The following is a 21400-nucleotide window of genomic DNA, read 5'->3' as shown; positions in this document are numbered from 1 at the left end:
CGCTCTCCTCTCTGTGCGCGGCGGGTCACTCGCCGTCGGACTCGAGCAGGACCACGGTCCCCTGCCCGCCGGCGGCGCACACGGAGACCAGGCCCCGCTGGACGGCGCCCTTCTCCCGGGCGCGGGCGTGCAGGAGCTTCGCGAGGGTCGCGATGATGCGGCCGCCGGTCGCGGCGAAGGGGTGGCCGGCGGCCAGCGAGGATCCGGCGGTGTTCAGCCGACTGCGGTCCACGGTGCCGAAGGCGCCGTCGCGGCCGAGGCGCTCGCGCCCGAACTCCTCGGACTCCCAGGCGGCGAGGGTGGTCAGGACCGTCGAGGCGAAGGCCTCGTGGATCTCGATCAGGTCGAGGTCGTCGAGGGTCAGACCGTGCGCGTCGAGCAACGCGGGGACGGCATAGGCAGGGGCCATGAGCAGCCCCTCGTCACCGTGCGCGTAGTCGACGGCGGCGACGCGCGTGTCCACGATCCGCGCGAGCGGCGTGTGCCCGTGCTCGGCCGCCCACTCGCGGCTGGAGACCAGCACGCTCGAGGCGCCGTCGGACAGCGGCGTGGAGTTGCCGGCGGTCATCGTCGGCTCGGCCACGGCGGGATTCGAGGTGCCGAAGACGGGCTTCAGCTTCGCGAGCTTCTCCATCGAGGAGTCGGGGCGCAGGTTCTCGTCGCGTCCCAGCCCGCGGTAGCCCGTGACCAGGTCGTCGAGGAGACCCGCCTGGTAGGCGGCGGCGAGGCTGCGGTGGCTGGCGAGCGCGAGCTCGTCCTGCGCCTCCCGGGTGATGCCCCACTGGGAGGTGGTGATGGCCTGGTGCTCGCCCATCGACATGCCGGTGCGCGGCTCGGCGTTGCGCGGAGGGAGAGGGGCGAGGTCGCCGGGGCGGAGCGCCGCGAGGGTCTTCGCGCGCTGCATCGGCGTGCGGGCGCGGCTCAGGCGGTGGAGCAGGCGACGCAGGCGCACGGAGACCTCGATGGGGGCGTCGGACGCGGAGTCGACGCCGCAGGCGACGCCCACGTCGATCTGTCCGAGCCGGATCCGGTTGCTGACGTGCATCACCGTCTCCAGGCCCGTCGCGCATGCCTTCGACATGTCGATGGCGGGGGTGCGCGCGTCCAGCGGCGTGCCCAGCACGCACTCGCGCGTGAGGTTGAGGTCCCCGGCGAGCTTGAGCACGGCGCCGCCGGCGACCTCGCCGAGCTGCGCGCCCTGGAGGCCGAAGCGGGCGACGAGACCGTCGAGCGCGGCGGTGAGCATGTCCTGCTCGGAGACGCCCGCATAGGCGCCTCCGGAGCGGGCGAAGGGCAGTCGGTTGCCGCCGAGGACGACGGCGTCGCGCGGGGATCCGGCGGACCCGGATCGGGCGGAGTCGGAGCGGGCGGAGTCGGAGCGGGTGGCGTCGCTGCGGGCGGAGTCGGTCGGGGACGCGGGAGCGTCGGTCACGGGACACCTCTTCGGGTCTGCGAGTCGGGAGCGGCGCCGTCGCGGGCGGACGAGTGTCCGCACCGCTGCGCCTCGACGAAGACTTTACATGCAACCGCCGGTACTTGATACCTTTGGTTTCGTGAACGCAAGGATGCACGCGGCCGAGGCCGCCACGACTCTCCCGACGGCCCCGCCCGCCGGGGGCTCCCCGTCGGCCGGCTCCCCGTCGGCCCCGGCGGAGAGCGACGGGCGCACGGCCCGCTGGGCGCGCCATCGCGAGCAGCGCCGGGCCGATCTGCTCGACGTCGCCCGCCACCTCATCCACGAGCGCGGGCCCGACGTGACCATGGAGGAGATCGCGTCGGCCTCGGGCACCTCGAAGTCCATCATCTACCGCTACTTCTCCGACAAGGCCCATCTGCAGCGGGCACTGGGCCTGCACATCCTCAGCGCGATGCAGAAGCGCCTCACCGAGGAGGTGCGGGAGCTCGCGAGCACCGCGGCGAGCGCGGGCGAGCGCGGCGTCTCCCCCGAGGCCCATCTGCGGGCGATGATCTCCACCTACGTCGACACCGCGCAGCGGTCCCCGCACGTCTACGCGTTCGTCACCCGGCCCAGCGACGGGCTGAACCACTTCCTGGACTCCGCGACGCGCCTCGCCGCCGCCGCGCTCCCCGCGGGCCACCCCGCTCCCGGCATCTGGGCGGCCGGCGCCGTCGGCTTCGTCGAGCGCGCCGTGGACCGCTGGATGCGCGGCGAGGACGACTCCCGTCCCAGTGCCGACGACCTCTCCGACCACCTCGTGACATGGCTGATGAAGGGCATGCGATGACCACCTCGACCCGGAACCACACCCAGAACCCCACCGATCCCTCGGATCCCGCCCAGGGCCCGGCGACAGGCCCGACGACAGGCCCGGTGACGGGCTCGACCTCTGGGCGTGCAGCGGCGCGGTCCGCCACGCCGACGGGGCCGATCCCGGTCCCCCGCGACGGCGACCCGCGCCTCGACGTCGACGCCGTGACCCGGGCGCTGCTCGGGAAGTGGGCGGAGACCCGCCTCGAGGCCCGCGAGCGCGCGGCGCGCCCGGAGATGCACCGGCCGCTGGACGCGAGCGTCGCCGAGCACCGTGACCGGGTGTTCGGGCAGCTGCGGACCCTCGCCGAGGAGCAGGTATCGCTGCCCATGCTCCCCGAGCACCTGGGCGGCCCCAACGACAACGGCGCGAACGTCGCGGGCTTCGAGGAGCTCGTCGTCGCCGACCCGTCCCTGCAGATCAAGGCCGGCGTGCAGTGGGGCCTGTTCACCTCGGCGATCGTCCAGCTCGGCGACGAGGACCAGCAGCGGCGCTGGGTGCCCGGCGCCATGAGCCTGGAGATCCCCGGCGCGTTCGCGATGACGGAGATCGGCCACGGCTCGGACGTGCAGTCGCTGGGGACCACCGCGACCTTCGACCCCGAGGGCGGGGACGACGGGGAATGGGTCATCCACACGCCCTTCCGCGCCGCCACCAAGGACTACCTCGGCAACGCGGCGGTCCACGCGCGGGCCGCGACCGTGTTCGCGCGCCTGATCACGCGCGGCGTCGACCACGGGGTGCACTGCTTCTACGTGCCCGTGCGCGACGAGGCGGGCGAGTTGCTCCCGGGCGTGCGCAGCGAGGACGACGGCGAGAAGGGCGGCCTGAACGGGATCGACAACGGGCGCCTCGCCTTCGACCACGTCCGCGTGCCCCGCACGAACCTGCTGAACCGCTATGGGGACGTCGCCCCCGACGGCGCCTACTCCTCCCCCATCGAGTCGCCCGGGCGGCGCTTCTTCACCATGCTCGGCACGCTCGTCCAGGGCAGGGTCTCGCTCGACGGCTCGGCGAACCGGGCGAGCCAGCTCGCGCTCACGATCGCGCTGACCTACGCCTCCCAGCGCCGGCAGTTCACGGCCGCCTCGCCCACCCAGGAGACGGTGCTGCTGGACTACCAGAGCCACCTCGCGCGCCTGCTCCCGAAGCTCGCCGCGACCTTTGCGGGGGCCTTCGCCCACGAGCAGCTGCTGCAGGCCTTCGACGACGTCTTCTCGGGCCGCGGGGACACCCCCGAGGGCCGCGAGGACCTCGAGACCCTCGCGGCCACCCTCAAGCCCACCTCCACCCGGCTCGCCCTGGACACCATCCAGGAGTGCCGCGAGGCCTGCGGCGGGCAGGGCTTCATGGCCGAGAACCAGCTGGTGGGCCTCCACCAGGACCTCGACGTGTACGCGACCTTCGAGGGCGACAACACGGTGCTGCTGCAGCTGGTCGCCAAGCGCCTGCTCGCCGACTACACGAGCGAGCTGCGCAGCATCGACCGCGCCGGCATCGGCCGCTTCATCGCGCAGCGGGCCGACGTCCTGGCCCACCGCCACACCCCCTGGGGCCGCCTCGTCCAGACCGCCTCGGACGCGGGCAACGCCCGCCGGTCCTCCGAGACGCTGCGGCAGGCGGACGTCCAGGAGCACCTGCTGGCCGAGCGCGCTCGTGTGAAGGTCGAGGAGGTCGCGCTCGCGCTGCGCCCCGGCGCCCGGATGGATCCGGCCGATGCCGCCGCCCTCGTGAACAAGCACCAGGTGGAGATGCTCGATGCGGCGCGCGCCCACGCGGACCTCGTGCGCTGGCGGGCCTTCACCGCGGGCATCGACTCCCTCGAGGACGAGGGATCGCGCGAGATCCTCACCGACGTGCGCGACCTCTTCGGCCTCTCCCTCCTGCAGGACGATCTGGCCTGGTACCTGCTCAACGGCCAACTCTCCGCGCAGCGGGGCCGGCAGGTCTCGGCGGACATCAAGCGCCTGCTGTGGCGCCTGCGCCCGCACGTGCTGGACCTCGTCGACGCCTTCGACGTGCGGCCGGGGCACGTGCGCGCCCCCATCGCGCTGGGCGCGGAGCAGCAGCGGCAGGACGAGGCGGCGGCCTTCTTCCGCGCGCAGCGCGCGTCGGCCGATGCGCCGGTGAGCGAGAAGGCGCTGCGCGCCAAGGAGAAGGCCGAGAAGAAGGCCGAGAAGAAGGCCCGGGACAAGCAGGCGCACAAGAGCGCCCGGCGCTGAGGCCGGCCGCGCAGGAGACCGATCCCGTGCGGTGGGCGGGCGCGCCCGTCGCACGGGCGCGCCCGTAGACTGGCCGGGTTCCCTCCACCGTGCGCGACGAACGGACGCAGACGAAGCGATGACCGCCCCAGCACCCCTCTCCGAGCACCACGACCCGCACGACCCGCTCGATGCGGCCGATGCCCGCTCCGACATCGACACCGTCGAGGATGCGGTCACGACGCCCGCGCAGGAGCAGCCCTTCGCGGCGCTCGGCCTGAAGGACGACGAGTACGCGCGCATCCGCGAGATCCTGGGCCGCCGTCCCACCAACGCCGAGCTCGCCATGTACTCGGTCATGTGGTCCGAGCACTGCTCGTACAAGTCCTCGAAGATCCACCTCAAGACCTTCGGCGACCACATCACGCCCGCCATGACGGAGCACCTTCTGGTGGGCATGGGCGAGAACGCGGGCGTCGTCGACATCGGCGACGGCTGGGCCGTGACCTTCAAGGTCGAGTCCCACAACCATCCCTCCTACGTCGAGCCCCACCAGGGCGCGGCCACGGGCGTCGGCGGCATCGTGCGCGACATCATCGCCATGGGCGCGCGTCCCGTCGCCGTCATGGACCAGCTGCGCTTCGGCGCGATCGACCACCCGGACACCGCGCGCGTGGTGCACGGCGTGGTCTCCGGCGTGGGCGGCTACGGCAACTCCCTGGGCCTGCCCAACATCGGCGGCGAGACCGTGTTCGACGCCGCCTACCAGACGAACCCGCTCGTGAACGCGCTGGCCGTGGGCGTGCTGCGCCACGAGGACATCCACCTGGCCTCGGCCACCGGCACCGGCAACAAGGTGGTGCTGTTCGGCGCCCGCACCGGCGGCGACGGCATCGGCGGCGCCTCGATCCTCGCCTCGGAGACCTTCGAGGAGGGCGGCCCGGTCAAGCGCCCGAGCGTGCAGGTGGGCGACCCGTTCATGGAGAAGGTCCTCATCGAGTGCTGCCTCGAGCTGTTCCACGGCGGGGTCGTCGAGGGCATCCAGGACCTCGGCGCAGCCGGCATCTCGTGCGCGACCAGCGAGCTCGCCTCCAACGGCGGCTCCGGCATGCACGTGGACCTCGAGAACGTGCTGCTGCGCGACCCCACCCTGAACGCCGGCGAGATCCTCATGAGCGAGTCGCAGGAGCGCATGATGGCGGTGGTGACGCCCGAGAACCTCGAGGCGTTCCTCGCGATCACCGCGAAGTGGGACGTGGAGACGGCGGTGATCGGCGAGGTCACGGGCGACGGCCGCCTCACCATCGACCACCACGGCCGCCGCATCGTGGACGTCGATCCGGTGACGGTCGCGCACGGCGGCCCGACCTACGACAGGCCGTTCGCCCGCCCCGACTGGCAGGACGCGCTGCAGGCCGACCGCGCCGAGGACCTGGCGCGTCCCGCCTCGCCCGAGGAGATCGGCGCCGCCCTGCGAGCGCTCGTAGCCTCCCCGAACCTCGCCTCCTCCCACTGGGTCACCGACCAGTACGACCGCTACGTGGGCGGGCAGACGGCGCTCGCCATGCCCGACGACGCGGGCGTGCTGCGCGTGGACGAGACCACGCACCGCGGGGTCGCGATCGCGACCGATGCGAACGGCCGGTACACGAAGCTCGACCCCCGCACGGGTGCGCGCCTCGCCCTCGCGGAGGCCTACCGCAACGTCGCGACCGTGGGCGCACGGCCGCTCGCGGTGACGGACTGCCTGAACTTCGGCTCCCCCGAGGACCCGGGCCCCATGTGGCAGCTGGTCGAGGCGATCCACGGGCTCGCCGAGGCCTGCGAGACGCTCGGCGTCCCCGTGACCGGCGGCAACGTCTCGCTGTACAACTCGACGGGAGAGGCGGGGCGCATCGACTCCGCGATCCACCCGACGCCCGTCGTCGGCGTGCTCGGCGTGATGGACGACGTCACCGCGCGCACGCCCTCGGGCTGGCACGAGGCCGGTCAGTCCGTCGTGCTGCTGGGCGCCACGCGCGAGGAGCTCTCGGGCTCGGCGTGGGCGCAGGTCGCGCACGACCACCTGGGCGGGATGCCTCCGCAGGTCGACCTCGAGGCCGAGCGGGCGCTCGCCGAGGTGCTGATCGGCGCCGGCACCAGCGGTCTCGCGGCCGCCGCGCACGATCTCTCCGAGGGCGGGCTCGTCCAGGCGCTCGTCGAGTCGACCACCCGCTTCGGCGTCGGTGCGCAGGTCGACCTCGCGGACGTGCTCGCGCGCGACGGGATCGACCTGTTCACGGCGCTCGTCTCCGAGTCCCAGGCCCGCGCCCTCGTGGCCGTCGAGGGAGCGCGCGAGAGCGAGCTGCTCGACCTCGCGCGCGAGCACGGCGTGCCGGCGCTGGTCATCGGCACCACCGGCGGCGAGGACCTCTCGATCGCCTCCCTCGCGGCACTCCCCCTCGCCGAGCTGCGCTCCCTGCGCGAGGGGACGCTGCCGCAGCACTTCGGCTGAGCACGATGCACGGGGCCGACGGCAGGGCTTCCGACGGAGAGGTTTCGTCCGGCGGGGAGCAGCCGCTGAGCGCCCGTGACGCCCTCGCCCTGGACGCGGCCAAGCTCGCCCACGGCCGCGGTCTCTCCCAGCAGCGGATCGCCGAGGCCCTGCACGTCTCCCGTCCGCAGGTCTCGAAGCTGCTGGCGACCGCGCGCGCGAAGGGATTCGTGCGCACCCTCGTACTCGATCCGCGGGAGTCCGACCGCACCCTCACCCAGGGCCTGCGCGAGCGCTTCGGCCTGGGCGACGTGCGCCTCGTCGTGCCCGCGGGCCGCGGACCCGCCGATCTGGACCATGCCCTGGGCGTCGGAGCCGCCGAGATGCTCGACGCCGCCGGCGCCCTGGAGGACGCGGCGCTCGCGGCGTGGTGGTCGAGCGCCGTGCGCGCGACCCTCGAGTCGGCGCTCGGGCGCCTGCGTGCGCGCCCCGGCTCCCTCGTCGTGCTCGGCGGCCAGGGACGGGCCGACGGCCCCGACCCCGCGTTCGAGGCCTTCGCCGCCCGCACCGCGTTCCCCGTCCACCGCGGTCCCGCGGACTCCGTCCACGCCTCGCTCGCCGCGCGGATCGCCCGCGAGGAGGAGGCGGACGCCCGGGCGCACGAGGCGCTCGTGCGCGCGGCCGGCGTCCTCCTGTTCGGCGCCGCAGCCGCGGATCCGCGGGCGCTGGCCCGTCCCGACCTCCTCACGGACGCGGAGCGCGCGCAGATCCGGGAGCACGCCGTCGGCCGGATCTGCGGGCGCTTCCTCGACGCCGACGGGCGCATCGTCGCACCCACGCTGAGCCAGCGCACCGCGGGCCCCACCCTCACCGACCTGCGCAGGAGGTTCCGCACGGTGCTCGTCGCGGGCGGCGCGGAGCAGGTCGGCGTGATCCGGGCTGCGCTCGCCCGGCGCTACGCGCACCACCTGGTCACGGACCTCGCCACGGCCAGGCAGCTGCTGGCGGACGAGGTCTGACGGCCCCGCCCCCGCATCGGCACATATGTGCCGCTTCGTCGTTGCACCGGTGGGCAGGGGACACCTTCACTGAGGTGTCCGAACAAAGGAGTTGGAATGACCACCGCGAAGACCGCCGTGGGCGAGGAGGGCGTGCCCAACACGTCCTGGGGCATCATCAAGGATCGCTCCCGTCAGTTGAAGGACGGCTACCTCGACCGCACGCCGCTGTTCCAGTTCATCCTGCTGTCGATCTGCTTCCCCATGTGGGGCATGGCGGCCAGCATGAACGACATCCTGATCACCCAGTTCAAGGCCGTCTTCACTCTCTCGGACTTCGCCTCCGCCTTCGTGCAGTCCGCGTTCTACGGCGGCTACTTCCTGGTCGCGATCCCCGCCAGCCGGGTGATCCGCCGCACCAGCTACAAGACGGGGCTGCTGATCGGGCTCAGCGTCTACGTGCTGGGCTGCGTGCTGTTCTTCCCCGCCTCGCAGGTCGCGACGTACTCGGTGTTCCTGTGCTCGCTGTTCGCGATCGCCATCGGGCTGTCGTTCCTGGAGACCTCGGCGAACACCTACTCTTCGATGATCGGCCCCCGGCGCCGCGCGACGCTGCGGCTGAACATCTCCCAGACCTTCACCGCCTTCGGCTTCCTGGGCGGCGCGCTGCTGGGCAAGTTCCTCGTCTTCACCGACGGCGACGCGCTGCACGAGCGCGTCGCGAACGCCTCCTCGCAGTCCGAGCGCCTGGCGATCACCTCGGAGGCGCTCGGCCGCACGCTCGAGCCCTACAAGGTGATCCTCGTGCTGCTGCTCGTGCTCGTGGCGCTCATCGCGATCACCCAGTACCCCCACTCCAAGCCGCTGCGGGACGACGCCACCGAGCAGAAGGCCTCGATCGGCGAGACCCTCGCGTACCTGCTGCGCAACCGGATCTTCTGCGCGGGCATCGTGACCCAGTTCCTGTACGTGGGCATGCAGACCGCCCTGTGGTCCTTCACGATCCGCCTGGCCCTGGTCCTCGACGACTCCCTCAACGAGCGCGCGGCCGCCTCGTACCTGATCGCCGCGTTCATCGCCTTCTTCGTCGGCAAGTTCGTGGCGAACCTGCTGATGACCCGCTTCGACGAGGACCTCGTGCTCATCGTCTACTCGGCGCTCGGCATGGTCACGATCCTCTACGTGGTCACGGCCCCGAACTTCACCTCGGTGTACGCGGCGATCGTCGCCTCCGCGCTGCTGGGCCCGTGCTGGGCGACGGTCTTCGCCCGCAACCTCGACGTCATCGAGGACAAGCGCTTCACCGAGACCGGCGGGGCGATCATCGTCATGTCGATCATCGGCGGCGCCGTGATCCCCGCCGTGCAGGGCCTGATCTCCGACACCACGGGCTCGATGCGCTTCAGCTTCATCGTGAACCTGTTCTGCTTCGCCGCGGTGCTCGTGTACTTTCTGATCCTGCGTCGGCGCGGCCGACGGACGACGACCGACGAGGAGAACTGAGATGGCGCACGAGGCGAGGATCGCCGTCGTCGGCTCGAACATGGTCGACCTCATCTCCTACATCCACCGGATGCCGGGCGAGGGCGAGACGGTCGAGGCGCCGGACTTCCGCATGGGCTGCGGGGGCAAGGGAGCGAACCAGGCGGTGGCCGCGGCGCGGCTGGGATCCGAGGTCGTGATGGTCACGCGCGTGGGCGACGACGTCTTCGCCGAGACCACGCTGAAGAACTTCGAGGACAACCGCATCGGCACCGAGCACGTGCTGCGTACACGGGCCTCCTCCGGGGTCGCCCCGATCTTCGTGGACCCCGAGTCGCGCAACTCGATCCTCATCATCAAGGGGGCGAACGCTCTGCTCACCCCGCAGGACGTCGAGGACGCCCGGGACGCGATCGCACGCTGCGAGCTCATCGTCCTCCAGCTCGAGATCCCGCTCGAGACCGTCGCGGCCGCGATGGCCTTGGGGGCCGAGCTCGGCATCCCTGTGCTGCTGAACCCGGCCCCCGCCTCCCCCGACCTGGACCTCTCCCGCATCACCGGGGTGGAGTTCCTGGTGCCCAACGAGTCGGAGCTCGAGCTGCTCACCGGGATGCCGGTCGACGGTCTCGAGGACATCCAGCGCGCCGCCGAGGTGCTGCTCGCCGCGGGGATCCGCAACGTCATCGTCACCCTGGGCGCGCGCGGCGCCCTGTGGATCCACGAGGGCGGTCGCGAGCTCATCGACGCCCCGGCGGTGCAGGCCGTCGACACCACGGGCGCCGGGGACGCGTTCATCGGCTGCTTCGCGACGCAGTGGGTGCGCACGCGCGACGTCGCCGGGGCGATCCGCGCCGGGACCGCCTACGCGGCGGACTCGGTCACCCGTCAGGGCACGCAGTCCTCCTACGCGTGGGCCTGACATCCTGTGCGCGCGCCTGACGCCACAGCGCGGGCCTGACGCCCACGCGCGGGCCCGGGTCGGGGACGCCCCGGCACCCCTGTGCTCGGGTCAGGAACGGGTGAAGGTCTCCTTGCCGTCCTCGCGCACGGCCTGGCCGTTCGAGAAGTCCTGGATGCGGCGGCCGTCCACGACCCGCGAGGCGGCGAGCGGGAGACCCCAAGCCGTGGTCCAGGTGCGGAACTGGGTCGCCCTGGCGTCCTTCGCGCCGGACGCGCTGGAGACGACGAAGCCCTTGGTCAGCCGGGTGACGTAGTAGGCCCCCTCGACGTGGACGAGCTGGGTGACGGTGCCCAGCGTCTTCTCCCCCGGGCTCGCGAAGGCGTCCAGGTGGAGGCGCCACGCGCTCGAGATCGCGGAGGTCGTCGCGCTGCGCATCCCGGAGAGCTTCGGGTAGAAGGCGTTCCCCGGGCACTCGGTCGCGTTCACGTCCCGGTGGCCGAAGATGCGCCGCAGGTGCGCCGTCTCGCCCTCGTCGTACAGGCTGCCACCGCCGGTCACGGTGGAGACCCAGTCGAACTGCTGGCTCGCGTTCGTGCGGAAGGCGCCGAGCAGCTTCCAGGCGGCGACCTTCTGCACCGCGGAGATCGCGGCGCTGGGCGGGGCGCTCGAGGTGAAGGTGCCCATCACGCTGACCCCGCAGCTGAAGGTGTTGAAGCCGTAGGCGTGCGCTCCGATGATGTGCTTGTGCAGGCCGCCGTGGCGTCCCTCGTAGATCGTGCCGTAGCGGTCGACGAGCAGGTTGTAGCCGATGTCCGCCCAGCCCAGGGTCTTCGTGTGGTAGCTGAGGATGCCGCGCAGGAGCTGGGGCGCGTCGGCCTTCGCGTAGGAGTTCGAGCCCGCGGTGTGGTGGACGACCACGGCCCGCAGCTCGCTCGCGGAGCTCACCGAGCCCACGAGCGACTCGTCGGCGCCCCAGGCGCTGCGGCGCACGATCGTGGGGGCGCCGGGGCCGAGCTCCACGGCGTCGCCCGCGGCGACCGCCCGGGTGCTCATGCGCGTCGGGGCCGACGGGGCGGCGCCGTCCTTCTCCTCCTCGCGCGGGGAGGTGGTGAGGACATGGGCGGTGAGCTCGTCGCTGACGTCCTCGCCGTCGCGGACCGCGACCAGCTCGATCTCGTCGGCCGCGCCCAGCCAGGCGGGCTCCGCGGCGCCGAGCGACGTGCCGTCCTCGGGATCCTCGGCGATCTCGAGCGGGAACCAGGAGGTCCATTCCGCCCCGCTCGCGCGGCCGCGCACCCGCAGGACGTCGGGCTCCGCACCGCTCCAGCTGGCGCCGACCATCGTGGCGGCGGCGCCCTCGATCACGCGGGCTCGGGCGCCCTGGTCGCTCGCGCGCCGGGGCAGGTCCGCGAGGGGCACGTCGCGCGTGCGGGTCTCGCCGCCCGTGACCGAGGGGTCGGCGTGGACCGGCGCGGCGAGGGCCAGCGCGCCGCCGCCGGCGAGCGCGAGGGGAAGGGTGAGGGCGCCGGCGCGCAGCAGTCCGCGGCGGTCGATGCCCGGTGTCATGGGCTCAGGGGTGGTGGGCTCAGGGGTCGTGGGACGCGGGGTCATGGCAGGTCTCCTGGGGGGAAGGGTTCCGGCTCGGACGCCGCCCACGCTAGCGGATGCGGGCGACGCGGCGCCGCCCCTGGGACGACCGCGGACGACCGCGGGATGACGAAGGGCCCGCCGAGCAGCTGCTCGGCGGGCCCTTCGTGCGTCGGACGACGCGGACTCCTCGGGGCCTGGATCAGGCCTCCTCGGACTCCTCGTCGGCGTTCTTCACCGCGTTGACGAAGCCGGCCTTCTCGGCGGCCTCGGCGGTGCGGAACCAGACCTCGGCGACTGTGCGGCCGTACCAGGGAGAGTCCGGGGCGTGGAACTTCATCGAGTCCTCGTTGCCCTTGATGTCGAAGCCCTCGGGCGGGTTCTCCCCGCGGAAGGAGTCTTCGCCGTAGGGCGCCTCGGTCGCGGCGTCGGCCGCGGGGGTCTCCGCGGCGGCGTCGTCGGCCTTCGCGTCGTCGGCCTTCGCAGCGCCCTTGGCGGCGCCCTCGGCCTCCTTCACGACGGCCTGCTTGGGCGAGTACGCCTCGCTGACCAGCTCGATGACGGCCATGGGGGCGTTGTCGCCCTTGCGGGGGCCGACCTTGGTGATGCGGGTGTAGCCGCCGGGACGCTCGGAGAACGTCGGGGCGATCTCCTCGAAGAGCACGTGCACGACGCCGCGGTCGCGGATGGTGCGCATGACGCGACGGCGCGAGGCCAGGTCGCCCTTCTTCGCGAAGGTCACCAGACGCTCGGCGTACGGACGCAGCCGCTTCGCCTTGGTCTCGGTGGTGGTGATGGACTTGTGACGGAACAGCTCGGTCGCGAGGCTCGCGAGGATCATCCGCTCGTGGGCGGGGGATCCACCGAGGCGAGCACCCTTGGTGGGAGCAGGCATGGTCGTTCTCCTAGAAGATGGAAAGACGGAAGGTCAGTACTGGTCGCCGTAGTCGTCGTCGTAGGTCGCGATGGCCGACGGATCGAAGCCGGCCGGCGAGTCCTTGAGCGACAGACCGAGGTCGGCGAGCTTCGCCTTGACCTCGTCGATGGACTTCTGCCCGAAGTTGCGGATGTCCAGCAGATCGGCCTCGGAGCGGGAGGTGAGCTCACCGACGGTGTGCACGCCCTCGCGCATGAGGCAGTTGTACGAGCGGACCGTGAGGTTCAGGTCGCTGATCGGCAGGGCGAGGTCCTGCGCGAGCGCCTGGTCCGTCGGCGAGGGGCCGATGTCGATGCCCTCGGCCTCGTTGTTCAGCTCGTGGGCCAGGCCGAACAGCTCGACCAGGGTCTTCCCGGCCGACGCCACGGCGTCGCGCGGGGAGATGGCCGGCTTGGTCTCGACGTCCACGATCAGACGGTCGAAGTCGGTGCGCTGCTCGACGCGGGTAGCCTCGACCTTGTAGGTCACCTTGAGCACGGGCGAGTAGATCGAGTCGACCGGCACGCGGCCGATCTCGGCGTCCACGCCCTTGTTCTGCGCGGCGGAGACGTAGCCGCGGCCGCGCTCGACGACCAGCTCGATCTCCAGGCGGCCCTTCGACGAGAGGGTCGCGATGTGCAGATCCGGGTTGTGGATCTCGACGCCGGCCGGCGGGGTGATGTCGGCGGCGGTCACGTCGCCCTCACCCTCCTTGCGCAGGTACATCACGACGGGCTCGTCGTTCTCCGAGGAGACGACCAGGCCCTTGATGTTCAGGATGACCTCGGTGATGTCCTCCTTGACCCCGGGGACGGTGCTGAACTCGTGCAGCACGCCGTCGATGCGGATCGAGGTGACCGCGGCACCGGGGATCGAGGACAGGAGGGTGCGGCGCAGCGAATTGCCGAGCGTGTAGCCGAACCCGGGCTCGAGCGGCTCGATGACGAACCGGGAGCGGTACTCCGACACGACCTCTTCGGTCAGCGTGGGGCGCTGTGCAATGAGCACGGTGTGTCCTTTCTGCGAGCGTCCGCCATATGACGCTCATGAGGGGTGGATGACCACGGGTCGTCGTCCCAGCGCCCTCCCTCAGCGGGAGCGCGCCGGAACGACGGCTGCATCAGACGCGACGACGCTTCGGGGGGCGGGTGCCGTTGTGGGCCTGGGGGGTGACGTCCTGGATGGAGCCGACCTCGAGGCCGGTCGCGGTGAGCGAGCGGATCGCGGTCTCGCGGCCCGAGCCCGGGCCCTTCACGAAGACGTCGACCTTCTTCAGGCCGTGCTCCTGCGCGCGGCGGGCGGCGGCCTCGGCGGCCATCTGCGCGGCGTAGGGCGTGGACTTGCGCGAGCCCTTGAAGCCGACCTGGCCCGCGGAGGCCCAGGAGATCACGGCGCCGGTGGGGTCGGTGATGGAGACGATGGTGTTGTTGAACGTGCTCTTGATGTGAGCCTGGCCGTTCACGATGTTCTTGTTGGACTTGCGGCGCGGCTTGCGCGCCGCCGCCTGGCGGGTCTTCGTAGCCATGAGGCGGAGCTCCTCGGTTCAGTTCAGGTGATCGATGCGCCGTGAAGAGGCGGCGCGGAGTTGCTGCAGGGCGCGCGGGGCGCTGATCAGCGGGCCTTCTTCTTGCCGGCCACGGTGCGCTTGGGGCCCTTGCGGGTGCGCGCGTTGGTCTTCGTGCGCTGGCCGTGCACGGGCAGGCCACGACGGTGGCGCAGGCCCTGGTAGCTGCCGATCTCGACCTTGCGGCGGATGTCCGCGGCGATCTCGCGGCGCAGATCGCCCTCGTGCTGGTAGTTCGCCTCGATGTGATCGCGCAGCTTGACGAGGTCCTCGTCGCTGAGGTCGCGCACACGGATGCTCGGGTCCACGCCGGTGGCGGCGATGGTCTCGAGGGCGCGGGTGCGCCCGATGCCGAAGATGTACGTCAGGGCGACCTCGACGCGCTTGTCGCGCGGCAGGTCAACGCCAACCAGACGTGCCATGGTGCAGTTCTCCTACTGTCTCGGAGGCCTGAGACGACACCTCGCACCCGTGGTGCGCCGCAGCCTCCGTCTGCGGGTGTCCGTCGGGGTCTCCCCCGTCGGCGGTGTCGGCTCTTCTGTTGTGTCGGGGCCGTGGCCCCGTGCCCCGGATGCTCCGGGGCTCCCGGTTCACCGGGGTGCCCGCTCGCCTCCCTCGTCGATCCGCAGGATCGCGGGTCTCGGGATGCGGCGCGGGCGCGGCTGCTCGCGCGGCCAGGGATTCTCGGGGGACCCGATCAGCCCTGACGCTGCTTGTGCCGCGGGTTCTTGCAGATGACCATGACCACGCTGTGGCGACGGATCACCTTGCAGCTGTCACAGATCGGCTTCACGCTCGGCTTGACCTTCATGACTTCCTTCTCGCGGGTTCAGGGGAATCTCTTCCCCACCCGGCGGTCCGCGCACGGATGCGCGGCGCCGGGATCACTTGTAGCGGTAGACGATGCGGCCCTTGTCGAGGTCATAGGGGCTGAGCTCGACGACCACGCGGTCCTCGGGCAGGATGCGGATGTAGTGCTGCCGCATCTTCCCGGAGATGTGCGCAAGCACCTTGTGCCCGTTGTCCAGCTCGACCCGGAAGCGCGCGTTGGCGAGCGCCTCCTTGACCGTGCCTTCGACCTCGATCACGCCGTCCTTCTTGGCCATGCCTCCCCTATCTCCTCGCCGCCGCGGTCGCGGGGCGGGGTTTCGCGTCGGTCTCCGGGCGCATCGCACACGGGCCGGGCGGACCCGGATCCGGTGAGAGGCGCCTGGGCGCGCCCGAACGCGAACGGAGCACACCCGATCGACCATCCTACCGTCGAAGTCGCGCAGGACCGAGGGGCGGAGGGGATGAACCCCGTCACGCCGCGGGCTCGGGCTCAGGCCGCGAGCGGGTCGGGCGCGGCGGCCACTCCCCGGGCGGCGAGCTCGGAGGCCCCGCCGTCGGCGGCGGTGAGCACCACGAGACCCTGCTCGGTGACCGCGGTCGAGTGCTCGACGTGGGCGGCGCGGCCGCTGCCGGTCGCGCGCACCGTCCAGTCGTCGGCGAGCATCTCCCACTCCGCCGAGCCCTGGACGAGCATCGGCTCGATCGCCAGGCACATGCCGGGGACGATCCTCGGGCCGCGATCGCGGGTGCGGAAGTTCATGACGTCGGGCGCCTGGTGCATGGCCGTGCCGATGCCGTGGCCGCCGAACTCCTCGAGGTGGCTGAGCTCCCCGAGCGCCTCGGCGTCCACATAGTCCTCGATGGCGGCGCCGATCTCCCCGACGCGGCGCGCGCTCGCGAGCGCGACGATCCCCTGCCACATGGCCTCCCGGGTCACCTCGACAAGGTGGCGGTCGGCCTCGGAGCGGTAGCCCCCGACCACATGGGTCCGGGCGGCGTCGGAGTGCCAGCCCTCGACGATGCAACCGCCGTCGATCGAGACGAGATCGCCCTCCTCGAGCACCTGCGCACCCGGGATGCCGTGGACGATCACCTCGTTCACGCTGATGCACAGGGTGGCGGGATACCCCTGGTACCCCTTGAAGTTCGGCAGTGCGCCCTCGTCGCGGATCATCTCCTCGGCGAGGCGGTCGAGCTCGCCGGTGGTGACGCCCGGACGGATGTGCGCGGCGAGCATGTCGTGCACGCGCGAGAGCAGCAGGCCGCTGCGTCGCATGAGGGCGATCTGCTCCCCCGTCTTGATCTCAGGACGTTCGCGGCGCAGCAGGCCCATGGGATCGACCCGGTTCCCGTGCGCGGATCAGCGGGCGCCGAGGACGCTCAGCAGCTCCTCGGTGACCTCGTCGATCGAGCGCATGCCGTTCACGCGGTGCAGGATGCCCCGTCGCTCGTAGACGTCGACGAGCGGCGTGGTCTGCTCGGCGTAGACCTCGAGGCGGCGACGGATGGTCTCCTCGGTGTCGTCGGAGCGGCCCTGCTCGGCGCCGCGGGCGACGAGGCGCTGGATCACGGCGTCGTAGTCGACCTCGAGCATGAGCACCGCGTCGACGCCGCCCTCGCCGCCGTCCTCCAGGATGCCGTCGAGGGCCTCGACCTGGTCGAGGGTGCGGGGGTAGCCGTCGAGCAGGAAGCCGTCGCGGGCGTCCTTCTCGGACAGGCGGGAGCGGACCATGTCGTTGGTGACGGAGTCGGGCACGTACTCGCCCTTGTCCATGTACGACTTCGCGAGCTTCCCGAGCTCGGTCTCCTGGGAGACGTTCGCGCGGAAGATGTCTCCCGTGGAGATCGCGGGGATGGAGAGGGCGTCGGCGATCCGGCCGGCCTGGGTGCCCTTGCCCGCACCGGGTGCGCCGATGATCAGCAGGCGGCGGGCACCGGCCGCGGCGGCCGACGTCTCCGGGGAGGAGCCCTGCGCGCTCGTGGTGGGCTGATCGGTCATCGGAGGATCCCTTCGTAGTGGTGCTGCTGGAGCTTCGCGTCGACCTGCTTCACGGTGTCGAGTCCGACGCCGATGATGATGAGCAGGGACGCGCCGCCAAGCGGGAAGTTCTGGTTGGCGCCCAGGTAGACGAGCGCGAACAGCGGGATCAGGGAGATCACCGCGAGGTACAGGGCGCCGGGCGTCTGGATGCGGTTGATGACGTACTGCAGGTAGCGCTCGGTGGGCTTGCCCGCGCGCACGCCCGGCACGAAGCCGCCGTACTTCTTCATGTTGTCGGCGATCTCCTCCGCGTTGAAGGTGATCGAGGTGTAGAAGAACGCGAAGAAGATGATCAGCAGGACGTACACGGTCGCGTAGATCCAGGAGAAGCTCGCGCCCATCACGAGGTGGGCGTTGACCCACTGCACCCATCCGGCCGACGGGTCGCCGAAGGACGAGATCAGCTGCGGGAGCGCGAGGATGGAGCTCGCGAAGATCACCGGGATGACGCCGGCCTGGTTGACCTTGACCGGGATGTAGGTGGAGGTGCCGCCGTACATGCGCCGTCCCACCATGCGCTTGGCGTACTGGACGGGGATGCGGCGCTGGGACTGCTCGACGAAGACGACGCCCACCATCACGACGAGCGCGACGAGGATGATCAGCGAGAAGGTCATCCAGCCCTGCAGCTGCCAGATCTGGCCCATGGAGGACGGGAACGCGGCGGCGATCGAGGTGAAGATCAGAAGGGACATGCCGTTGCCGATGCCGCGCTCGGTGATGAGCTCGCCCATCCACATGATCAGCACGGTGCCGACGGTCATCGTGAGCACCATGAGGACCAGGGTGAAGATCGCCTGGTCGGGGATCACCTGGAGGTTGCAGCCGACGAAGAAGCTGCCGGTGCGCACCATCGTGATGATCGTGGTGGCCTGCAGCACGGCGAGGCCGATGGTGAGGTAGCGCGTGTACTGGGTGAGCTTGGCGGTGCCCGCCTGGCCCTCCTTGTGCAGCTCCTCGAAGCGGGGGATCACCACGCGCAGCAGCTGGATGATGATCGAGGCGGTGATGTACGGCATCACGCCCAGGGAGAACACCGACATCTGCAGCAGCGCGCCGCCCGAGAACAGGTTCACCATCCCCAGGACGCTGCCGCTGCCCGTCGAGGCCTGCTCGGCGCACACGGTGACGTTGGTGTAGTCGAACCCGGGGGTAGGCACGAAGACACCGAGCCGATAGATCGCCATCAGAGCCAGGGTGAAGAAGATCTTCGCCCGCAGCTCGGGGGTGCGAAACGCTCGGACGAACGCGTTCACGTGACTCCCTTCTCAGGGGCCCGTCGATGGGGCCCGGACATGCCGACAGGGCACCGCAGGAAGAGTATTTCCCCCTGCGGCGCCCCGTCAAAGAAGCGCGAGCGCGCTCACGCGGTGCGGGCCGTCCCGCCAGCCGCCGTGATCTTCTGCTCCGCCGAGGCGGAGAACTTCTGCGCGGTGACGTCGAGCTTCACGCTCACGTCGCCCGTCCCCAGCACCTTCACGGGCTGGTTCTTGCGCACGGCGCCCTTGGCGACGAGATCCTCGACCGTGACCGTGCCGCCCTCGGGGAACAGCTCGGACAGGGTCGCCAGGTTCACGACCTGGTACTCGACGCGGAAGGGGTTGGTGAAGCCGCGCAGCTTCGGGAGCCGCATGTGCAGGGGCATCTGGCCGCCCTCGAAGCCCGCGGGCACCTGGTAGCGGGCCTTGGTGCCCTTGGTGCCGCGGCCGGCGGTCTTGCCCTTCGAGGCCTCACCACGGCCGACGCGGGTGCGCGCGGTCTTGGAACCGGGCGCGGGGCGCAGGTCGTGGAGCTTCATCGGGTTCTGCGAATCAGTCATGTGTCAGTCCACCTCTTCGACCGTCACCAGGTGGGTGACGGCGCGGATCATGCCGCGGATCTCAGGGCGGTCCTCCTTCACCACCGTGTCGCCGATGCGCTTGAGGCCGAGGCCGCGCAGGGTCGCACGCTGGATCTGGTTCTCGCCGATGAGGGATCGGGTCTGGGTCACCTTCAGCTGCATCACGCACCCACCTTCTCGGAGGCCTTGGCCTCGCGAGCGGCGGCGCGGCCTGCGGCCTGGGCGCGCAGCAGCGGGGCGGGGACGACGTCCTCGACCGGGAGACCGCGACGGGCCGCGACGGCCTCCGGCTCCTCGAGCTGCTTGAGCGCGTCGATGGTCGCACGCACGATGTTGATCTGGTTGCTCGACCCGAGCGACTTCGAGAGCACGTCGTTCACTCCCGCGCACTCGAGGACGGCGCGGACCGGGCCGCCGGCGATCACACCGGTGCCGGGGGCGGCGGGACGCAGCAGGACGGTGCCCGCCGCGTCGTGGCCCTGGACCTGGTGCACGACGGTGCCCTGGATGCGCGGGACGCGGAAGAAGTTCTTCTTCGCCTCCTCGACACCCTTGGAGATCGCCGAGGGGACCTCCTTGGCCTTGCCGTAGCCGACGCCGACGGTGCCGTCGCCATCGCCCACCACCACGAGAGCGGTGAAGGAGAAGCGACGGCCGCCCTTGACGACCTTCGAGACGCGGTTGATGTTCACCACGCGCTCGAGGAACGCGGACTTCTCCGCGTCCTGCTGGCGACCGCGGCCCTCGCCGCGACGCCCACCGCGCCCGCGGTCGTTGCCGCCGCTGCGCGAATCGTTGTTGGAGTTCTCGCCCCGACGGCCGGAGGCCGCGGGACCGCTGTTCCGCTGCTGTGCAGCCATATCAGTTCCTCTTCTCGTCCTGTGTCCGGGGGGCGATCACAGTGCCAGGCCGGCCTCGCGAGCGCCGTCCGCGACGGCGGCCACGCGGCCGTGGTACTTGTTGCCACCGCGGTCGAAGACGACCGCGTCGATGCCGGCGGCCTTGGCGCGCTCGGCGACGAGGGTCCCGACGGTGCGGGCCTTGTCCGACTTGGTGCCCTCGGCCCCGCGCAGGTCCTGCTCCATGGTGGAGGCCGACGCCAGGGTGATGCCCTTGGCGTCGTCCACGACCTGGACGAACATGTGGCGCTGCGAGCGGGTGACCACCAGACGGGGGCGCTCGGCGGAGCCGACGATGCGGCGGCGCACGCGCAGGTGGCGACGGCCCCGGGCGCGCAGCCGGCTGCCGCGGGAGCCGGTCGTGTGCTTCTCTGCGTAACCCATGATCACTTACCAGCCTTTCCGGCCTTGCGCAGCACGACCTCGTCCGCGTAGCGCACGCCCTTGCCCTTGTACGGCTCGGGCGGGCGGATGCCGCGGATCTTCGCTGCGACCTGGCCCACCTGCTGCTTGTCGATGCCGGCCACCGCGAACTTGGTGGGCGACTCGACGGAGAAGGAGATCCCCTGGGGAGCCTTCACGATGACGGGGTGGGAGAAGCCGAGCGCGAACTCGAGGTCGGTGCCCTTCGCGGTCACACGGTAGCCCGTGCCCACGATCTCCAGCTTCTTCTCGTACCCCTCGGTCACGCCGAGGAGGATGTTGTTGACGAGCGTGCGGGTGAGGCCGTGCAGCGCACGGTTCTCCTGCTCGTCGTCGGGACGGCGCACGACGAGCTCGCCGGCGTCGTTGCGCTCGATGGTCAGGGGCTCAGGCACGGTGTGCGAGAGCTCGCCCTTGGGGCCCGTCGCGGTGACGGTGCGGCCATCGATGGTGACGTTCTGGACGGCTGCCGGCACGGGGACCGGTCGGAATCCGATGCGGGACATATCGGTGTGCTCCTCTCCCGCTCACCAGATGTAGGCGAGGACTTCCCCACCCACACCCTTCTTGGCAGCCTGCTTGTCGGTCAGGAGGCCGGAGGACGTGGACAGGATCGCCACGCCCAGGCCGCCGAGGACCTTGGGCAGATTGGTGGACTTGGCGTACACGCGAAGGCCCGGCTTCGAGATGCGGCGGACGCCGGAGATGGCGCGCTCGCGGCTCTGGCCGTACTTGAGCTCGAGGACGAGGTTCTTGCCCACCTCGGCCTCTTCCTCGTGCCAGCCGAGGATGTAGCCCTCGGACTTCAGGATGTTCGCGATGCCGCTCTTCAGCTTCGAGTACGGCATGGTGACGGTGTCGTGGTAGGCGCCGGAGGCGTTCCTGACACGCGTCAGCATGTCCGCGATCGGGTCGGTCATGGTCATGTCTTAGTGCTTCTTCCTCACCTGGTTTCCTGCAGCGGCGCCGTGGCG

23 protein-coding genes are annotated in these 21400 nt (G+C 71.3%); 6 read left to right on the top strand and 17 right to left on the bottom strand.

Features of this window, described 5'->3' with window-relative positions; translation table 11 throughout:
- Positions 1-25: 25 nt before the first annotated feature.
- Positions 26-1297, bottom strand: a complete 1272-nt coding sequence (locus Bra3105_RS16075; protein ID WP_267062429.1) for an acetyl-CoA C-acetyltransferase — start codon at positions 1295-1297, stop codon at positions 26-28.
- Between the two features lie 256 nt (positions 1298-1553).
- Here Bra3105_RS16075 and Bra3105_RS16070 point away from each other — a divergent pair, with 256 nt between their 5' ends.
- The 6 genes from Bra3105_RS16070 (at position 1554) to rbsK (ending at position 10343) form a co-directional block, all read left to right on the top strand.
- Entirely contained in the window at positions 1554-2246 is a 693-nt protein-coding gene (locus Bra3105_RS16070) for a TetR/AcrR family transcriptional regulator (protein ID WP_228357680.1), read from the top strand.
- The gene (locus tag Bra3105_RS16065) at positions 2243-4492 is read left to right on the top strand and encodes an acyl-CoA dehydrogenase family protein (protein ID WP_228357679.1); all 2250 of its coding nucleotides are present in this window, start codon (positions 2243-2245) and stop codon (positions 4490-4492) included. The genes Bra3105_RS16070 and Bra3105_RS16065 overlap by 4 nt, the downstream gene beginning before the upstream one ends.
- A 118-nt stretch (positions 4493-4610) precedes the next feature.
- Positions 4611-6965 (top strand): phosphoribosylformylglycinamidine synthase subunit PurL, encoded by a 2355-nt coding sequence (purL, locus tag Bra3105_RS16060; protein WP_228357678.1) that lies wholly within the window; start codon positions 4611-4613, stop codon positions 6963-6965.
- A gap of 5 nt (positions 6966-6970) precedes the next feature.
- Positions 6971-7963 (top strand): sugar-binding domain-containing protein, encoded by a 993-nt coding sequence (locus Bra3105_RS16055; RefSeq protein ID WP_228357677.1) that lies wholly within the window; start codon positions 6971-6973, stop codon positions 7961-7963.
- A gap of 96 nt (positions 7964-8059) precedes the next feature.
- Positions 8060-9445 (top strand): L-fucose:H+ symporter permease, encoded by a 1386-nt coding sequence (fucP, locus tag Bra3105_RS16050; RefSeq protein WP_228357676.1) that lies wholly within the window; start codon positions 8060-8062, stop codon positions 9443-9445.
- Position 9446: 1 nt separating this feature from the next.
- Positions 9447-10343 carry a ribokinase gene (gene rbsK, locus Bra3105_RS16045; protein WP_228357675.1) on the top strand — a complete coding sequence of 299 codons (897 nt, stop codon included), beginning with the start codon at positions 9447-9449 and terminating at the stop codon, positions 10341-10343.
- 90 nt (positions 10344-10433) lie between these two features.
- Here the strand turns inward: rbsK and Bra3105_RS16040 are convergent, their stop codons facing one another.
- The 16 genes from Bra3105_RS16040 to rpsH all read right to left on the bottom strand — a co-directional run bounded on the left by Bra3105_RS16040 (position 10434) and on the right by rpsH (position 21352).
- Complete coding sequence (locus Bra3105_RS16040) at positions 10434-11936, bottom strand: peptidoglycan recognition protein family protein (RefSeq protein WP_228357674.1); 1503 nt, start codon at positions 11934-11936, stop codon at positions 10434-10436.
- 178 nt (positions 11937-12114) lie between these two features.
- Complete coding sequence (gene rplQ, locus Bra3105_RS16035) at positions 12115-12807, bottom strand: 50S ribosomal protein L17, sunset domain variant (RefSeq protein ID WP_228357673.1); 693 nt, start codon at positions 12805-12807, stop codon at positions 12115-12117.
- Positions 12808-12840: 33 nt separating this feature from the next.
- On the bottom strand, positions 12841-13836 hold the full coding sequence (locus Bra3105_RS16030; protein ID WP_200501859.1) for a DNA-directed RNA polymerase subunit alpha: 996 nt from the start codon (positions 13834-13836) through the stop codon (positions 12841-12843).
- Positions 13837-13948: 112 nt separating this feature from the next.
- On the bottom strand, positions 13949-14353 hold the full coding sequence (gene rpsK / locus Bra3105_RS16025) for a 30S ribosomal protein S11 (RefSeq protein WP_109274700.1): 405 nt from the start codon (positions 14351-14353) through the stop codon (positions 13949-13951).
- 86 nt (positions 14354-14439) lie between these two features.
- Positions 14440-14814, bottom strand: a complete 375-nt coding sequence (gene rpsM, locus Bra3105_RS16020; RefSeq protein WP_200501860.1) for a 30S ribosomal protein S13 — start codon at positions 14812-14814, stop codon at positions 14440-14442.
- Positions 14815-15089: 275 nt separating this feature from the next.
- On the bottom strand, positions 15090-15203 hold the full coding sequence (gene rpmJ / locus Bra3105_RS16015) for a 50S ribosomal protein L36 (protein ID WP_087105259.1): 114 nt from the start codon (positions 15201-15203) through the stop codon (positions 15090-15092).
- Positions 15204-15276: 73 nt separating this feature from the next.
- Positions 15277-15498: a translation initiation factor IF-1 gene (gene infA / locus Bra3105_RS16010; protein WP_109274698.1), complete on the bottom strand. Its 222-nt coding sequence runs from the start codon at positions 15496-15498 to the stop codon at positions 15277-15279.
- Between the two features lie 215 nt (positions 15499-15713).
- Positions 15714-16556: a type I methionyl aminopeptidase gene (gene map, locus Bra3105_RS16005; protein WP_228357672.1), complete on the bottom strand. Its 843-nt coding sequence runs from the start codon at positions 16554-16556 to the stop codon at positions 15714-15716.
- Between the two features lie 27 nt (positions 16557-16583).
- Positions 16584-17222 carry an adenylate kinase gene (locus Bra3105_RS16000; protein ID WP_228357671.1) on the bottom strand — a complete coding sequence of 213 codons (639 nt, stop codon included), beginning with the start codon at positions 17220-17222 and terminating at the stop codon, positions 16584-16586.
- Complete coding sequence (gene secY / locus Bra3105_RS15995) at positions 17219-18520, bottom strand: preprotein translocase subunit SecY (protein ID WP_200501863.1); 1302 nt, start codon at positions 18518-18520, stop codon at positions 17219-17221. The genes Bra3105_RS16000 and secY overlap by 4 nt, the downstream gene beginning before the upstream one ends.
- Positions 18521-18627: 107 nt before the next feature.
- Complete coding sequence (rplO, locus tag Bra3105_RS15990; protein ID WP_214651121.1) at positions 18628-19083, bottom strand: 50S ribosomal protein L15; 456 nt, start codon at positions 19081-19083, stop codon at positions 18628-18630.
- Between the two features lie 3 nt (positions 19084-19086).
- Positions 19087-19269, bottom strand: coding sequence for a 50S ribosomal protein L30 (gene rpmD, locus Bra3105_RS15985; RefSeq protein ID WP_152351795.1), 183 nt, complete (start codon positions 19267-19269; stop codon positions 19087-19089).
- A complete protein-coding gene (gene rpsE, locus Bra3105_RS15980; RefSeq protein WP_152351794.1) occupies positions 19266-19964 on the bottom strand; it encodes a 30S ribosomal protein S5 in 699 nt (232 codons plus the stop codon). Before rpsE ends, rpmD begins: the two co-directional genes overlap by 4 nt.
- Positions 19965-20000: 36 nt before the next feature.
- Positions 20001-20387 (bottom strand): 50S ribosomal protein L18, encoded by a 387-nt coding sequence (gene rplR, locus Bra3105_RS15975; protein WP_152351793.1) that lies wholly within the window; start codon positions 20385-20387, stop codon positions 20001-20003.
- Positions 20388-20389: 2 nt separating this feature from the next.
- Positions 20390-20932, bottom strand: coding sequence for a 50S ribosomal protein L6 (rplF, locus tag Bra3105_RS15970; RefSeq protein WP_152351792.1), 543 nt, complete (start codon positions 20930-20932; stop codon positions 20390-20392).
- Between the two features lie 21 nt (positions 20933-20953).
- Positions 20954-21352 (bottom strand): 30S ribosomal protein S8, encoded by a 399-nt coding sequence (gene rpsH, locus Bra3105_RS15965; RefSeq protein ID WP_200501864.1) that lies wholly within the window; start codon positions 21350-21352, stop codon positions 20954-20956.
- Between the last annotated feature and the right edge of the window lie 48 nt (positions 21353-21400).

Origin of the sequence: Brachybacterium halotolerans subsp. kimchii, from assembly GCF_020792675.1 — a bacterium.
Classification (GTDB): domain Bacteria; phylum Actinomycetota; class Actinomycetes; order Actinomycetales; family Dermabacteraceae; genus Brachybacterium; species Brachybacterium halotolerans.
This window is presented reverse-complemented; position numbering and strand designations above follow the sequence as displayed.

What these genes read in the sequence shown, in the direction of transcription:
- Bra3105_RS16065 (WP_228357679.1), top strand. Translation starts at nt 2,243, where the DNA reads ATGACCACCTCGACCCGGAACCACACCCAGAACCCCACCGATCCCTCG.
- purL (WP_228357678.1), top strand. Translation starts at nt 4,611, where the DNA reads ATGACCGCCCCAGCACCCCTCTCCGAGCACCACGACCCGCACGACCCG.
- Bra3105_RS16055 (WP_228357677.1), top strand. Translation starts at nt 6,971, where the DNA reads ATGCACGGGGCCGACGGCAGGGCTTCCGACGGAGAGGTTTCGTCCGGC.
- fucP (WP_228357676.1), top strand. Translation starts at nt 8,060, where the DNA reads ATGACCACCGCGAAGACCGCCGTGGGCGAGGAGGGCGTGCCCAACACG.
- rbsK (WP_228357675.1), top strand. Translation starts at nt 9,447, where the DNA reads ATGGCGCACGAGGCGAGGATCGCCGTCGTCGGCTCGAACATGGTCGAC.
- Bra3105_RS16040 (WP_228357674.1), bottom strand. Translation starts at nt 11,936, where the DNA reads ATGACCCCGCGTCCCACGACCCCTGAGCCCACCACCCCTGAGCCCATG.
- rplQ (WP_228357673.1), bottom strand. Translation starts at nt 12,807, where the DNA reads ATGCCTGCTCCCACCAAGGGTGCTCGCCTCGGTGGATCCCCCGCCCAC.
- rpsK (WP_109274700.1), bottom strand. Translation starts at nt 14,353, where the DNA reads ATGGCTACGAAGACCCGCCAGGCGGCGGCGCGCAAGCCGCGCCGCAAG.
- rpsM (WP_200501860.1), bottom strand. Translation starts at nt 14,814, where the DNA reads ATGGCACGTCTGGTTGGCGTTGACCTGCCGCGCGACAAGCGCGTCGAG.
- rpmJ (WP_087105259.1), bottom strand. Translation starts at nt 15,203, where the DNA reads ATGAAGGTCAAGCCGAGCGTGAAGCCGATCTGTGACAGCTGCAAGGTG.
- infA (WP_109274698.1), bottom strand. Translation starts at nt 15,498, where the DNA reads ATGGCCAAGAAGGACGGCGTGATCGAGGTCGAAGGCACGGTCAAGGAG.
- map (WP_228357672.1), bottom strand. Translation starts at nt 16,556, where the DNA reads ATGGGCCTGCTGCGCCGCGAACGTCCTGAGATCAAGACGGGGGAGCAG.
- Bra3105_RS16000 (WP_228357671.1), bottom strand. Translation starts at nt 17,222, where the DNA reads ATGACCGATCAGCCCACCACGAGCGCGCAGGGCTCCTCCCCGGAGACG.
- rplO (WP_214651121.1), bottom strand. Translation starts at nt 19,083, where the DNA reads ATGACTGATTCGCAGAACCCGATGAAGCTCCACGACCTGCGCCCCGCG.
- rpsE (WP_152351794.1), bottom strand. Translation starts at nt 19,964, where the DNA reads ATGGCTGCACAGCAGCGGAACAGCGGTCCCGCGGCCTCCGGCCGTCGG.
- rplR (WP_152351793.1), bottom strand. Translation starts at nt 20,387, where the DNA reads ATGGGTTACGCAGAGAAGCACACGACCGGCTCCCGCGGCAGCCGGCTG.
- rplF (WP_152351792.1), bottom strand. Translation starts at nt 20,932, where the DNA reads ATGTCCCGCATCGGATTCCGACCGGTCCCCGTGCCGGCAGCCGTCCAG.
- rpsH (WP_200501864.1), bottom strand. Translation starts at nt 21,352, where the DNA reads ATGACCATGACCGACCCGATCGCGGACATGCTGACGCGTGTCAGGAAC.